The 12,600-nt window shown below is 74.3% G+C and carries 13 protein-coding genes and 1 pseudogene; 6 read left to right on the forward strand and 8 right to left on the reverse strand.

The genetic code is table 11. The annotated features are described in order from the left end of the window. Positions 1 to 72 precede the first annotated feature (72 nt). Positions 73 to 1,335 carry an extracellular solute-binding protein gene (locus M6G08_RS21970; RefSeq protein ID WP_272588867.1) on the forward strand — a complete coding sequence of 421 codons (1,263 nt, stop codon included), beginning with the start codon at positions 73 to 75 and terminating at the stop codon, positions 1,333 to 1,335. Positions 1,336 to 1,365: 30 nt separating this feature from the next. Here M6G08_RS21970 and egtD read toward each other — a convergent pair whose 3' ends face one another. Genes egtD through egtA form a run of 4 tightly spaced genes read right to left on the reverse strand, consistent with a single transcriptional unit; the run spans position 1,366 to position 5,778 of the window. Continuing rightward, complete coding sequence (egtD, locus tag M6G08_RS21975; protein ID WP_272588868.1) at positions 1,366 to 2,328, reverse strand: L-histidine N(alpha)-methyltransferase; 963 nt, start codon at positions 2,326 to 2,328, stop codon at positions 1,366 to 1,368. Beyond that, positions 2,325 to 3,125: an ergothioneine biosynthesis protein EgtC gene (gene egtC, locus M6G08_RS21980; protein ID WP_272588869.1), complete on the reverse strand. Its 801-nt coding sequence runs from the start codon at positions 3,123 to 3,125 to the stop codon at positions 2,325 to 2,327. Before egtC ends, egtD begins: the two co-directional genes overlap by 4 nt. Continuing rightward, positions 3,125 to 4,480, reverse strand: coding sequence for an ergothioneine biosynthesis protein EgtB (gene egtB / locus M6G08_RS21985; protein WP_272588870.1), 1,356 nt, complete (start codon positions 4,478 to 4,480; stop codon positions 3,125 to 3,127). The genes egtC and egtB overlap by 1 nt, the downstream gene beginning before the upstream one ends. Further along, positions 4,477 to 5,778 carry an ergothioneine biosynthesis glutamate--cysteine ligase EgtA gene (egtA, locus tag M6G08_RS21990; RefSeq protein WP_272588871.1) on the reverse strand — a complete coding sequence of 434 codons (1,302 nt, stop codon included), beginning with the start codon at positions 5,776 to 5,778 and terminating at the stop codon, positions 4,477 to 4,479. Before egtA ends, egtB begins: the two co-directional genes overlap by 4 nt. 286 nt (positions 5,779 to 6,064) lie before the next feature. Here egtA and M6G08_RS21995 point away from each other — a divergent pair, with 286 nt between their 5' ends. Continuing rightward, a complete protein-coding gene (locus tag M6G08_RS21995; protein WP_272588872.1) occupies positions 6,065 to 6,904 on the forward strand; it encodes a TIGR02452 family protein in 840 nt (279 codons plus the stop codon). Here M6G08_RS21995 and M6G08_RS22000 read toward each other — a convergent pair. Continuing rightward, complete coding sequence (locus tag M6G08_RS22000; RefSeq protein ID WP_443048875.1) at positions 6,889 to 7,041, reverse strand: hypothetical protein; 153 nt, start codon at positions 7,039 to 7,041, stop codon at positions 6,889 to 6,891. The two genes, M6G08_RS21995 and M6G08_RS22000, sit on opposite strands and share 16 nt — an antisense overlap. Here M6G08_RS22000 and M6G08_RS22005 point away from each other — a divergent pair. Then, positions 7,007 to 7,184, forward strand: a pseudogene (locus tag M6G08_RS22005) (NAD(P)-dependent oxidoreductase); the annotation flags it as partial. The gene M6G08_RS22000 and the pseudogene M6G08_RS22005 overlap by 35 nt on opposite strands. Before the next feature lie 83 nt (positions 7,185 to 7,267). Then, positions 7,268 to 7,693, forward strand: a complete 426-nt coding sequence (locus M6G08_RS22010; RefSeq protein ID WP_272588873.1) for a PPOX class F420-dependent oxidoreductase — start codon at positions 7,268 to 7,270, stop codon at positions 7,691 to 7,693. A gap of 43 nt (positions 7,694 to 7,736) precedes the next feature. Here the strand turns inward: M6G08_RS22010 and M6G08_RS22015 are convergent, their stop codons facing one another. Continuing rightward, the gene (locus tag M6G08_RS22015; protein ID WP_272588874.1) at positions 7,737 to 8,378 is read right to left on the reverse strand and encodes a LysE family translocator; all 642 of its coding nucleotides are present in this window, start codon (positions 8,376 to 8,378) and stop codon (positions 7,737 to 7,739) included. Positions 8,379 to 8,540: 162 nt separating this feature from the next. Here M6G08_RS22015 and M6G08_RS22020 point away from each other — a divergent pair, with 162 nt between their 5' ends. Together M6G08_RS22020 and M6G08_RS22025 are read left to right on the forward strand one after the other, a co-directional pair. Further along, a complete protein-coding gene (locus tag M6G08_RS22020) occupies positions 8,541 to 8,969 on the forward strand; it encodes a VOC family protein (RefSeq protein WP_272588875.1) in 429 nt (142 codons plus the stop codon). An 82-nt stretch (positions 8,970 to 9,051) separates the two neighbouring features. Then, entirely contained in the window at positions 9,052 to 10,140 is a 1,089-nt protein-coding gene (locus tag M6G08_RS22025) for a hypothetical protein (protein ID WP_272588876.1), read from the forward strand. A gap of 141 nt (positions 10,141 to 10,281) precedes the next feature. Here the strand turns inward: M6G08_RS22025 and M6G08_RS22030 are convergent, their stop codons facing one another. Then, on the reverse strand, positions 10,282 to 11,565 hold the full coding sequence (locus tag M6G08_RS22030; RefSeq protein ID WP_272588877.1) for an MFS transporter: 1,284 nt from the start codon (positions 11,563 to 11,565) through the stop codon (positions 10,282 to 10,284). A gap of 75 nt (positions 11,566 to 11,640) precedes the next feature. Then, the gene (locus M6G08_RS22035; protein WP_272588878.1) at positions 11,641 to 12,519 is read right to left on the reverse strand and encodes an alpha/beta fold hydrolase; all 879 of its coding nucleotides are present in this window, start codon (positions 12,517 to 12,519) and stop codon (positions 11,641 to 11,643) included. Between the last annotated feature and the right edge of the window lie 81 nt (positions 12,520 to 12,600).

Consider the following 12,600-nt stretch of genomic DNA (forward strand, 5'->3'; position numbering starts at 1 on the left):
GGGTCTCCCTTCGCATGCGCAGGACTTCCCCGTCCGCGCCCGCACCTTGTTCGTCAGACAGAAGGACCCTCCGTGAGACGTCGCCTCCTCGCCCTTGTTTGCGTGTCCGCCTCCCTGCTCAGCGGCTGCGGCCTGATGTCGCAGGACGGCGAGGGCGAGCGGCGTGCGGTCACGCTCTGGCTGATGAAGGGCAGCGCCTCGGACGACTTCCTCAAGCGGTTCACCGAGGAGTTCGAGCGCGAACACCCCGGCCTGGAACTCGACTTGAAGATCCAGGAGTGGACCGGCATCGGCGACAAGGTGCAGACGGCCCTGAAGGCCGACGGCACCGACGGGCCCGACGTCATCGAGGTGGGCAACACCCAGGTCCCGCAGTACGCGGAGGGCGGCCGGCTCCAGGACCTGACACTGGAGTCGATGCGGGACTGGGGCCTTCAGGACTGGCTGCCGGGCCTCGCCGAACCGGGGCAGTGGATGTCCCAGCAGTACGGCATCCCCTGGTACGCCGCCAACCGCGTGGTCATCTACCGCAAGGACCTGTTCGAGCAGGCCGGCATCACCGATACGCCCCGCACCCGCGAGGAGTGGCTCACCGCCACCGAGAAGCTCGACTCCGGCGGCGACCAGGGCATCTACCTGGCCGGTCAGGACTGGTACACGCTCTCCGGCTTCATCTGGGACGAGGGCGGCGAACTGGCCGTGGAGGAGGGCGGGACCTGGCGGGGCGCCCTGGACTCCGAGGCCGCCCTGCGCGGCATGGACTTCTACCGCGAGCTGCAGGCCCTGGGCGACGGCCCGGTCGACGCCGACGAGGAACACCCGCCGCAGGCCGGCGTGTTCGCCGAGGGGGACGTCGCGCAGATCGTCGCCGTGCCGGCGGTCGCCCAGAGCATCCTGCGGGACAACCCCGGCCTCAAGGGCAAGCTGGGCTTCTTCCCGGTGCCCGGCAAGACCGCCGACAAGCCCGGCGCCGTCTTCACCGGCGGCTCCGACCTCGTCGTACCGAAGAACACCGACCAGCACGAGGGCGCCCTCGCCGTCGTCGAGGCGCTGGTCGGCACCAAGTGGAACACCGACCTGGCCCGCACCATGCACTACGTCCCGAACAAGAAGTCCCTCGCCGAGGCCGTCGCGGGCGAGGAAGCGGTCGCCGCCATGGCCGCCGGGGCCGCACAGGGCCGGGCGACCCCCGGCACACCCCGGTGGGGCGCGGTGGAGGCGGACAACCCGATCAAGGAGTACATGACGAAGGTGCTCACCGGGGGCGACGCGGAGTCGGAGGCCGCCAAGGCCTCCGACCGCATCACCGAACTCCTGGACCTGGACGCACGCTGACCCGCGCGGCCCGGACCGGGACGCATCGGTTCAGCGCACCACGCTCAGCGACAGCGCGAACCGGTCCTCGCCGTCGGTCCACCAGTGGGCCAGGTCCAGCCCGGCCCCGGCCAGTTCGGCACGCACCCCGTCCTGCCGGAACTTCGCGGACACCTCGGTGCGCAGCTCCTCCCCGGCCGCGAAGTCCACGGCCAGGTCGAGCGCCTGGACCTTGACCGTCTGCGCGGTGCGCGAGCGCAGCCGCATCTCGATCCACTCCCGTTCGGCGTTCCACAGCGCCACGTGCTCGAAGGCGGCGGGCGCGAAGTCGGCCGCCAGCTCCCGGTTGATCACGGACAGCACGTTCTTGTTGAACGCGGCCGTCACCCCGGCGGCGTCGTCGTACGCCCGCACCAGCACCCCTTCGTCCTTCACCAGGTCCGTGCCCAGCAGCAGGGCGTCGCCGGGGGAGAGCAGCTTCCGCACGGCGGTCAGGAACGCCGCGCGCTCTTCGGGGAGCAGGTTGCCGATGGTGCCGCCGAGGAACGCGACCAGCCGGGGGCCCGGTGTCTCGGGCAGCGTCAGCCCCGAGGTGAAGTCGGCGATCAGCGCGTGCACCTGGAGGTCCGGCCGCTCGGCGACGAGCGCCTGCCCGGCCTGGGTGAGGGCGCTCTCGCTGACGTCGACCGGCACGTAGCCGCGCAGCCCGGTCAGCGCGTCGAGCAGGAACCGCGTCTTCTCCGAGGAGCCCGAGCCCAGCTCCACCAGGGTGCGGGCGCCGGTCGCCGCGGCGATCTCGCCGGCCCGGCCGACGAGGATCTCCCGCTCGGCCCGGGTCGGGTAGTACTCGGGCAGCGCGGTGATCTCCTCGAACAGTTCGCTGCCGCGCGCGTCGTAGAACCACTTCGGCGGCAGCCACTTCGGTGCGCTCGTCAGCCCCGCCAGGACGTCGTCGCGCAGGGCGGCGTCGGTGGCGTCCTCGGGCAGCGTGCGGGTGAGACGGAACTGGCTCACGTGCGGGGCTCCTTAGGGGGGACGAAAGCGTCTGCGAGGGCGTCGCCGCCCGGGTCCTTCAGCGGGGCGAGCAGGACGTCCGTGCCGCTCGCCGAGAGCAGCGTGCGGTCGGGGACCTCCTGCCAGCGCGGGTCGTCGTCGTACGGCTCCGAGGCGACGACCGTGCCGCCGCCGGGCCGCGTCAGGTACCACAGGGTGTCGCCCCAGGTGGTGGCCGTGACGGTGGCGCCGTCGGTCAGCAGCAGGTTGAGCCGGGAGGCCGGGGCCGCGTCGGCGACCTCCGCCACCGTCTCGGCGAGCGCCCGGCCCGCGTCGTCCCCGGCGCGCAGCCGGGCCAGCACCAGCGCCCACACGAGCGCCGAGTCGTTGCGGGCCTCCAGCGCCAGCAGGTCGCCGGGCGGCAGCGACGACGCCACCGAGGTCAGCGTTCCGGGCCAGCCGGCCACGGCGCCGTTGTGGCTGAACAGCCAGGTCCCGGCGGCGAACGGGGCGGCCGCGGCCTCCGCGTCGGCGCCGGAGAGCGTCGCGTCCCGCACGGCGGCCAGCAGCGCGCCGGTCCGTACCACCCGGGCCAGGTCGGCGAAGGACTGGTCCGCCCAGATCGGTCCGGCCCGCCGGTACCGCGCCGGCACCGGGTCGCCCTCGGCGTACCAGCCGACGCCGAACCCGTCGGCGTTGACCGTGCCGTACCGCTGGTGCCGCGGCGCCCAGGACTGGCGGTACAGCCCGTGCGGCGGAGCCACCAGGAGCCGGGCGATCGGCTCCACCGGGCCCGCGTAGGCCAGGTGACGGCACATCAGGAGCCCTCCGCCGAACGGGCGGTGCGGAAGCCGGAGAAGATCTGCCGCCGGATCGGGTAGTCCCAGTTGCGGAAGGTGCCCCGGCAGGCCACCGCGTCCACCGCGAACGAACCGCCGCGCAGCACCTTGTAGTCGGGCCCGAAGAACACCTCCGAGTACTCCTTGTACGGGAACGCCCGGAAACCCGGGTACGGGGCGAAGTCGCTCGACGTCCACTCCCAGACGTCGCCGATCAACTGCCGCACGCCGAGCGGCGACTCACCGGCCGGATAGCTGCCGGCGGGCGCCGGACGCAGGTGCCGCTGGCCGAGGTTGGCGTGTTCCGGGCCGGGGTCGGCGTCGCCCCACGGGTAGCGCATCGCGCGGTCGCCCGCCGGGTCGTGCCGGGCGGCCTTCTCCCACTCGGCCTCGGTGGGCAGCCGCCGCCCGGCCCAGCGGGCGTAGGCGTCGGCCTCGTACCAGCACACGTGCACCACCGGCTCGTCGGCCGGCACCACCTCGGTGACGCCGAAGCGCCGCCGCAGCCACTGCCCGCCGTCCCGGCGCCAGAACAGCGGGGCGGTGACGGAGTGGCGGCGGATGTGGTCCCAGCCCTGAGGGGTCCACCAGCGCGGGTCGTCGTAGCCGCCGTCGTCGATGAACGCCTGGTACGCGCCGTTGGTCACCGGCGTGGTGTCGATGTGGAAGGACGCCACCTCGCGCCGGTGCGCGGGGCGTTCGTTGTCCAGCGCCCACGGCTCGGCCGACGTGCCCATCACGAACGGGCCGCCGGGCACCAGGACCTCCGCCGGGCCGGTGAACAGCGGCACCGGGTCCGGGTCCGGCGCGGTCAGAGCCTGTGGGCCCTTGCGGAGCTGGTGCGTGATCAGCATGGTCTCGTCGTGCTGCTGCTCGTGCTGGGCGATCATCCCGAAGGCGAAGCCGGACTCCGTCAGCCTCGTCCCGTGGAACGCGGTGGACTCCAGCACGTCCAGCGCCCGTCCGCGCACGTCGGCCGCGTACCGGCGGGCCTCATCGGGTGGGAGCAGGGGCAGTTTGGGCCGGTCGGCGCGCGGATGCTCGAAGGCGTCGTACAGGCTGTCTATCTCGGGGCGTATCGCCTCGTGCCCGGCGACGGCGCGCAGCAGCCACTGCTCCTCCTGGTTGCCGATGTGCGCCAGGTCCCACACCAGCGGGGACATCAGCGGCGACACCTGCGCGGTCAGGTCGGGACCCTCCACGCAGCTGGTCAGCAGCGTGGTGCGGTCGCGGGCGGTGACCAGCGTGGACAGGGCCCGCTCGCGCAGGCTCTCGGCGTCGACGGGGGGTACGGCGGTGGTGTCGGTGGCGGTGTCCATGGCGGGGTCGGTCATGGGCGGGTCTCCCTCCCGTGCGGGCCACGGCTCGCGCCGTCCGGCATCTCCAGCAGATCGTCGGCGGGGCAGCGGCCCCTGCGGACATAGCGCTCCAGGTACCCGGCCACGGCGGCCGTGATCGCGGGCGTGGCACCGATCCGGGGCAGGGCGCCGAGCGCCGCGGTGAAGCACGCGACGGCGGCCTCGCGCAGCTCCGGATCGGTGAGCGCGAGGCGGGCCGCGTCCTGGTACAGCGGGTTGTGCGGGGCGCACAGGCCGAGCGTGCGCTCCGCGAGCGGCTTCACCGCCCGGTAGGCGGTCTCGGCGGCCTCCGGGTCGTCGAACAGCGCCGCCGTCACGGCGAGCGGCACGATCCAGCCGTCGTCCCCGGGCTGCGCGTCGATCATGCGCAGTTCCAGATGGCCGCGCGGTCTGACGGGCGGGAACAGCGTGGTGAGGTGGTAGTCCAGATCCTCCCGCGTCGGCGCTCTGGGCGTCCGGTTCCGGGTCCACTCCCGGAAGGTCATGCCCTCCGGCACGTCCCAGGGCCCGCCGTCCCGGCGCACGCACATCACCGGCGCGTCCAGGACGTGCCGGGTCCAGGCGCGGCGGGGATCGGAGTCCAGCGCGGGGCCGCCGGCCCGCCCGGTGCCGATCTGGGTCCAGCGCAGCTGACGGGTGGACCGCCAGCCGGTGGGCCGGTCGCCGGCCAGCGGGGAGTTCGCGAACGCGGCCAGCAGGACCGCGCCCAGGTGATGGGCCAGCCACCAGCGGCGCACGTGCCCGAGCGGGCCGGGCTCCTCGTGCCCGGCGTCCAGGCACACCTGTACGGAGGCGGAGGTGCACATCATGAAGCGCCCGGCGGGGCCGGTGCGGTCGAGACAGGCTTCCATGGCGTCGTAGCGCGGCTGCCGCAGGAAGCGGCGGGGCGCCTGCCAGGGGTCGTGGCCGAGGCCGACGAGGGCGAGACCGTCCTCGCGCAGGACCGCGCGTACGGCGTCGAGGTCGGCACAGACGGCGCCGACGCACTCCGTCAGGGAGGCGGCGGGCAGCGAGCTGAGCTCCAGCTGGCCGCCCGGTTCGACGGTCAGCGCGGATCTGAGGGGCACGGTCCGCAGGGCGGCGTAGACCGCCCGGAGCCGTTCGGGTGCCACGGGGAGCCGTGGCGCGTGCGTGTCGTGGACCAGCCACTCCACCTCGACGCCCAGGCGCCGGGGCGGGCCGGTCTTGAAGCAGATGCCGTGGACCAGCGCCTCGACCTCCGCTTCGGTGACAGTGGTGCGTGGCCGGATACAGCCACCTACCGCTTCGGACATGTCGGGATCCTCCTGAGATTCCACCATGTCGCCGACCCGTTCACGGTGGGCCGGGTCGGCACACTCGTCCCACCAAAGACCCTCGTACGGCTCCGCACAAGGGTGCACAGCGGGACATTCCGGCTCGGAGATCTCCGCGGCCCGTCCGTTCCCGGGGGCTTTCCCCGGCGTTCCCCGGCCGGGAAACTCCGTTGCACCGCAGCACCAGCATCACCCAGGATCACCACATGAGCACGACGGGGGAGACCGCGCGGCGCGCGGCCACGGCGGCCACGGGGGTGTCGCCGTGAGCGCGCGCCTGCGGGGCATCGCACAGCGGACCGAGCAGATCGTGACGGCGGGGTACTACCGCACGCCCGGCGGACGCGAGGTGTCCGTCGCGGCCGCGGTCGCCGCCGCACGCGAGGGCACCCGGACGCACGGACCGAACCCGGTGGAGCCGGCCGCCTGGGCCCCGGCGCGGACGGTCCTCGAAGTGACCGGCGAGAGCAGCCTGGAGGCCGCCCGCCGACTCGGCGGCGAGGTCGCCGTGCTGAACTTCGCCTCCGCCCGCAATCCCGGCGGCGGCTACCTCAACGGCGCCCAGGCGCAGGAGGAGGCCCTGTGCCGGGCCTCCGCGCTGTACACCTGCCTGCTGCGGGCCCGCGAGTTCTACGATCACCATCGCGCCCACCGCGACCCGTTCTACACCGACCGCGTCATCCACTCACCGGCCGTCCCCGTCTTCCGCGACGACCGCGGCGGCCTGCTCGACGAGCCGTACACGGCGGGCTTCCTCACCTCGGCCGCGCCGAACGCGGGCGTGGTGCTGCGCACGGCCCCCGAGCGCGCCGCCGGACTGCCCGCCGCCCTGACCGCCCGTGCCGAGCGGGTACTGGAGACGGCCGCGGCCCACGGGTACCGGCGGCTCGTGCTCGGAGCCTGGGGCTGCGGCGTGTTCCGCAACGACCCCGCCCAGGTCGCGGGCGCCTTCCGGACCCTGCTGGGGCCCGGCGGACGCTTCTCGGCGGCCTTCGAGCGGGTGACGTTCGGCATCCTGGACCGCACGCCGGGCGGCACGGTCCGCCAGGCGTTCGCGCGCGCCTTCCCCGAGGGTGCGGACCGCCCCGGTCAGCTCCAGTCGTAGCGCTCCCGCAGCCGCCGCCGCACGAGGTCGGACCGCATCCGGTCCTGGCCGCACGCCTCACGGCGCGTCCCGGCGTCGTGCAGCCGCGGCACCCGGTCGACGGCGGTCACCGCCGCCGCGAAGGACGCCCGGCTCATCGTCGAGGCAGGCGAACGGCGTCCGCCCGGACCCGGCCGCCGCCGGCGCCGGGCGACTGGCGCGCGCGGCGGCGCTGGGGCACGGCGACGAGCACATGGCGGCGGCCTGCTTCGCCGGTTTCGAGGAGAAGGCGTCCGACTGACCGCGCCCGGGGTACCGGTGAGGGAGCGCGAGAAGCCGGACGCCGACGTAGCCTCGGCACAGACCAGGATCCAAGGAGCCATCATGTCCAAGCCCCCGCTGCCGCCCGAGGCCGTCGCACTGCTGCGCCGCCCGAACCCGTGCGTCATGGCCACCGTCCGCTCGGACGGCGCCCCCGTCTCCACGGCCACCTGGTACCTGTGGGAGGACGACGGCCGGGTGCTGATCAACTTCGACGCCGGACGGGTGCGCCTGAAGCACGTGCGCCGCGACCCGCGGGTGACCCTCACGGTCCTCGCGGACGACGACTGGTACACGCACGTCACCCTCATCGGCCGCGTCACCGACATCCGCGACGACGAGGACCTCTCCGGCATCGACCGCCTCTCCCGGCAGTACACGGGCAACCCCTACCCGGACCGCGTCCGGCCCCGGGTCAGCGCCTGGGTCGAGGTCGAGCGCTGGCACGGCTGGGGCGCCATGAAGGACAGCGACCAGGCCTCCACCTGAGCGACGGCCGCGACGCCGTGTCCCCAGGCCGTCGCCGGGGGGGCTAGTCCTTCCGCCCGGTGACGGCCACCGTGACGCCGAGGCCGATCATCGCCACAGCGCCCGCGCCGCCGACCGCGGACAGCCGGCGCGGTGACCGCGCGAACCAGTCGCGCGCGGTGGCCGCGAGCAGGCCCCACACGCTGTCGCAGGCCAGCGCGATGACGTTGAAGACCAGGCCGAGCAGCAGCATCTGGACGGCGACGCCGCCCCGGTCCCGGTCGGCGAACTGCGGCAGCACGGCGGCGTAGAACACGATGGTCTTGGGGTTGGTCACCCCGACGGCGAAGCCCTCCCAGAAGGTGCGCCGCCGGTCCTCGTCCGAGCCGGCGCCACCGGCGAACGCGGCCCGCGGCAAGCGGCGTTCGCGCCACGCCCTGACCCCGAGGTGCACCAGGTAGGCGGCGCCCGCCAGCTTCAGCACCGTGAAGACGACGGCCGACCGCTCCACGACCGCCCCGACACCCAGGGCGACCGCGACGACCAAGACGTAGGAGCCGAGCGTGTTCCCGGCCACCGTGGTGAGCGCGGCGCGGCGGCCGCGCGCGAGCGCCCTGCCGACCACGAACAGCACGCTGGGGCCGGGGACCACGATGATCAGCAACGACAGCGCGGCGAAGGCCAGAAGACGGTCGGCGGACACCATGGGGTCATGCAAGCACGGCGCCCGCGCGGCGTACCACGGGATTTCGCCGGGCGTCGACACCCGCCCGGCCCTCGTCTAAGATCCACGGCGCGGCATCGCGTGCCGGTCACCGTCCGGGTGAGGCATGGAGGCGCCGCGGAGATGCCCGTGGAGGCATTGCCCGTGTCAGTCGAGTTCAACCACACCATCGTTCTCTCCCGCAGCCGGGAGGAGTCCGCCCACTTCCTCGCCACCGTCCTGGGGCTCGAGGTCGGTGAGCCCGCCGGAATGTTCCTGCCCGTGACGACCGCGAACGGCGTCACCCTCGATTTCGCCACCGTCGACATCGACATCCCTGTGCAGCACTATGCGTTCCTCGTCTCCGACGACGAGTTCGACGCGATCCTCGCCCGCCTCGTCGCGGACGGCGTCCCCATCCAGGCCGACCCGCACGGCCGGCACCCCCGCCGCGTCAACCGCAACGACGGCGGCCGGGGCGTGTACTTCAGCGACCCGTCCGGGCACGGCATGGAAGCCTTCACCCGCCCCTACGGAAGCGACCCGTCCTCGCCGCTCAACGGCGTCACGGAGGACGTCCCCGGCGCCCGCTGACCGCGGTCGCCGGCGGACCGTTGTCAGAGCCCCTCCCCATACTGGTGGCCTTGGGAGAGCCGGACGTGAGGAGGGGGTTGCCGTGCGCACGGTCTACAGCGGAGAACTGCACGTCAGCTACGGGCAGTTCTACGTGGACAGCCGACGGGACGACGACGGCCCGGCACCGTGGGCGGCGCGCGCCGGGCAGAGCAACGGACTGTGCGGCGCGGCCGTCCCCGGCCACCTCTTCCTCGTCACGGGCCTGCACACCGGCCGGGTCGGTCTGACCGTCGAGGTGCACGGGGCGGCCCCGCCGCTCGACGACGCCTGGGAGGAGGTTGTGGAGGCGTCCTTCCGGCCGGCCCGCGCCCCGGCGGTGGTCCTGCCGTGGGGAGACGGTCCGCTGTGCACGCTGGACCTGCTTCCGACCGACCACCGGGTGCGCTACTGCGGGCGCGGCATGGACCGGGGACGGGAAGAGGAGCTGGCCGTGCTGGAGGGGGCTGCGCCGGTGGACCACTATCTGCTGCAGTTCTGGCCCGCCCCGCCCGCCCCGGACGTCGTCGTCCGGCAGACCTCCGGCAGCGCCGCGTACTGGCACCGGCACGCCCGGAGTCTCCCGGCGGCCGGCAAGGAGACCGTGCCGGGGGACCCGGAAACCCGCTCCTGGGGCGGCCGACTGCCCAGCCGGCGCGTCAGGGAGGCCGGCGGCGACGCACGCGGACTGGTCCCGCTCGACCGCGAACTGATCGACGCCGTCGACGCCGTGTGCCCGAGGACGCAGCGGTGCCTCGCGCGCTGGGCCGCCCACCGCGCCCTCACCGAGGCGGGGCTCGACGGCATCGACTGGATCACGCCCGCGCTGGCCGCACTCGACCGCGGGGATCCGCTGCCCGACCCGTTCGACGACCCGGAGCGGGCCTGGGGACGCTTCTTCGCCGACGCCCGCACCCGGCGCACCGAGGCCGCCGAGCCGGACGGGAGCGGCAACCCGCTGCGGCGTACCACAGCCCTGCCCGCCCTCCTCGCCGCGGCCGAACCGGACCCGCTGCGCGCCGCTCTCGGCGCCCTCTTCGCCGCCGCGGTCACCCACGGCCCCGGGTACCCGGCGCTGTTCGCCGAGGCCCGCCGCCGCTTCCCGGCCCTCGTCCGGGACACACCGCCGGCCCGGGGACCGGGCAGAATCTAGGGCTGTCGTCCGGATCACGACGCAGACGCGGCGTCCGGCAGGCGCCCCTGCGGCGCGCTTGCCGTCGGTTGCCAGGGCACCGCCCCGGCGCCCACCCCCGCCTCGCGGCCGCACGCAACAGACCCTCGCAGACCGCGTTGATCAGCTTCGTCCCTCCCCGCGACCTGACCCGAACGACGGCGCCCGGCCCAGCGGATGCTTCCGCCGGGGCAGCAGCAGGGGAGTCGCCAGCAGGAGGACTCCCGCCAGCGCGATCGCCGTACGCGGACTCGTGAGGCCGGCCAGCAGGCCCCACAGCGCGGTCAGGGCCGCGGTCGACAGCTTGGCGCTGACGGTCCAGGCGGTCAGGGTGCGGGCGACCCGGTCCGCCTGCGTCAGATCGAGGCGGCGCGTGGCGGACACCGGGTTGAACACGCCGGCACTGGCGATCAGACCGAACTCGACGGCCATCACGAGGACGAGTCCGCCGGTGCCGGGGCCGACGAAGGCCAGGCCCACCGACCAGCACACGCGCAGCACCCCGCTGCCGACCAGCACCCGGTGCTCCCCGAACCGCGTCACGAGCGGGCCGGCCAGCCGCGAACCGAGCAGCCCGCCGGCGCACGGCAGCGCGAAGGCCAGACCGTACTGCCAGGGCGCGAAGCCCAGCTCGCCCAGCATGAGAACGGCGAGCAGCGGCGCCGTGGCCATGATCAGACCGTTGACCAGCAGCGTGTTGAGGAACAGCGGGCGCAGTCCCGGCGAGGTGAGGATGTACCGCCAGCCGGCGGCCAGGTCACCCGCCCGCGACCGGGCCGGGCCGGTGCGCACCGGACGCGGCTCGCCGCCGCCGACGGCGCGGACGCCCAGCGCCGACAGCAGATGGCTCACCGCGTCGGCCGTCACCGTGACCACCGGGCCGAAGAGCCCGATCGCCGCGCCGCCGGCCGGGGGCCCGAGCATCGTCGCGGTCCAGGTCGTCGCCTCGAACCGGCCGTTCGCCCGCAGCAGGTCCTGAGGGGGTACCAGCGCCTTGAGACAGGAACCGGCGGCGGCCCGGAACGTGATGTCGGCCGCGGCCATGACGACCGACACCACGAGCAGCTGGGCGAAGGAGAGCCGGCCGCACGCGTACGCGACGGGCACGCTCAGCAGCACCGCGCACCGGACCAGGTCCATCGCGACCATCACCGGCCGCTTGCGCCGGAACTCCACCCACGGTCCCAGCGGCACCGCCACCACCGCGCCCGCCGCGAGCCCGGCCGCCGCGAGCGCCGCCACCTGCTGCGGTCCGGCGTCCAGCACCACGACCGCGATGAGCGGGAAGGCGTCGAAGGCGAGCCGGGTGCCGAAGGCGCTGACGGCGTACGCCGCCCACAGCCACCCGAACGGCCGCCCCAGCGACCTGCCGCCACTCACCACGCCCGACACCGACACGCCCGACATCCAAGCGAGCACGGCGCCCGCGGATCAAACAACGGGCCGAGCACACCGTACAACTGGCGGTTGTACGCCGGGCCGCTAGCGCTCCAGCAGCGTCCGCAGCGCCCCCGCGACCTCGCCCGGTGCCTCCTCCGCCATGAAGTGACCGCAGCCGACGGTCTCGTGGCTCAGGTCCGGGGCCCAGCTCCGCCACAGCGCGGCGGCGTCGTAGCCGAGGGCCGCGCCCCAGTCCTGCTGGAGGACGGTCACCGGCATCCGCAGCCGGTTCCCGCTCTCGCGGTCGGCCCGGTCGTGGACGACGTCGATGCCGGCCGAGGCCCGGTAGTCGGCCACGATGGACGGCACCGCCGCCCGGGACGCGTCCAGGTAGGCGGCGCGTACGTCGGCGGGCAGAGCGTCCGGATCGCGGGTCCAGACGTCGAGGAAGTGGCCGAAGAACGCGTCGGGCGCGGCGCCGATCAGCTGCTCGGGCAGCCCGGGCGGCTGTGCCATCAGGTAGAGGTGGAAGCCCACCGCCGCCGAGGTGCCGTGCAGCACGTCCCACATGTCCAGGGTCGGCAGCACGTCCAGCGCGGCCAGGTGCGTCACCGCCTCCGGGTGGTCCAGCCCGGCCCGCACCGCGACCAGCGCGCCCCGGTCGTGTCCGGCCAGCGCGAACCGCTCGTGTCCGAGCGCGCGGGCGAGGGCGACGACGTCGGCGGCCATGGTCCGCTTGGCGTAGGCGGTGCCGTCGGGGTCGGCCGGCTTGTCGCTGGCTCCGTAGCCGCGCAGGTCCGGGCAGATGACCGTGTGGCGGGCCGCGAGGTCGGCGGCGACGTGCCGCCACATCAGGTGGGTCTGCGGGAAACCGTGCAGCAGGACCAGCGGGCTGCCGAAGCCGCCGACGGCCACGTTCAGGGCGACGCCGTCGGCGACCGCGACGCGGTCGTAGGTGAAGTCGGGAATGGTGGGTGCCATGGGCTGCTCCGTGTCCTTCGTCTCGTCGCACGCCGTGCCGTTTCGACGGCGTACCGGTGACTGCTCCCAGCCTCCCGGGCC

Origin of the sequence: Streptomyces sp. M92 (assembly GCF_028473745.1) — a bacterium.
Lineage (GTDB): Bacteria > Actinomycetota > Actinomycetes > Streptomycetales > Streptomycetaceae > Streptomyces.

Coding starts and splice junctions, on each gene's coding strand:
- egtC (WP_272588869.1), bottom strand. CDS start 3,125: ATGTGCCGTCACCTGGCCTACGCGGGCCCGGTGGAGCCGATCGCCCGG.
- M6G08_RS22015 (WP_272588874.1), bottom strand. CDS start 8,378: ATGGTGTCCGCCGACCGTCTTCTGGCCTTCGCCGCGCTGTCGTTGCTG.
- M6G08_RS22000 (WP_443048875.1), bottom strand. CDS start 7,041: ATGAGCCGGGCGTCCTTCGCGGCGGCGGTGACCGCCGTCGACCGGGTG.
- M6G08_RS22010 (WP_272588873.1), top strand. CDS start 7,268: ATGTCCAAGCCCCCGCTGCCGCCCGAGGCCGTCGCACTGCTGCGCCGC.
- M6G08_RS22035 (WP_272588878.1), bottom strand. CDS start 12,519: ATGGCACCCACCATTCCCGACTTCACCTACGACCGCGTCGCGGTCGCC.
- egtB (WP_272588870.1), bottom strand. CDS start 4,480: ATGACCGACCCCGCCATGGACACCGCCACCGACACCACCGCCGTACCC.
- M6G08_RS22030 (WP_272588877.1), bottom strand. CDS start 11,565: ATGTCGGGCGTGTCGGTGTCGGGCGTGGTGAGTGGCGGCAGGTCGCTG.
- egtA (WP_272588871.1), bottom strand. CDS start 5,778: ATGTCCGAAGCGGTAGGTGGCTGTATCCGGCCACGCACCACTGTCACC.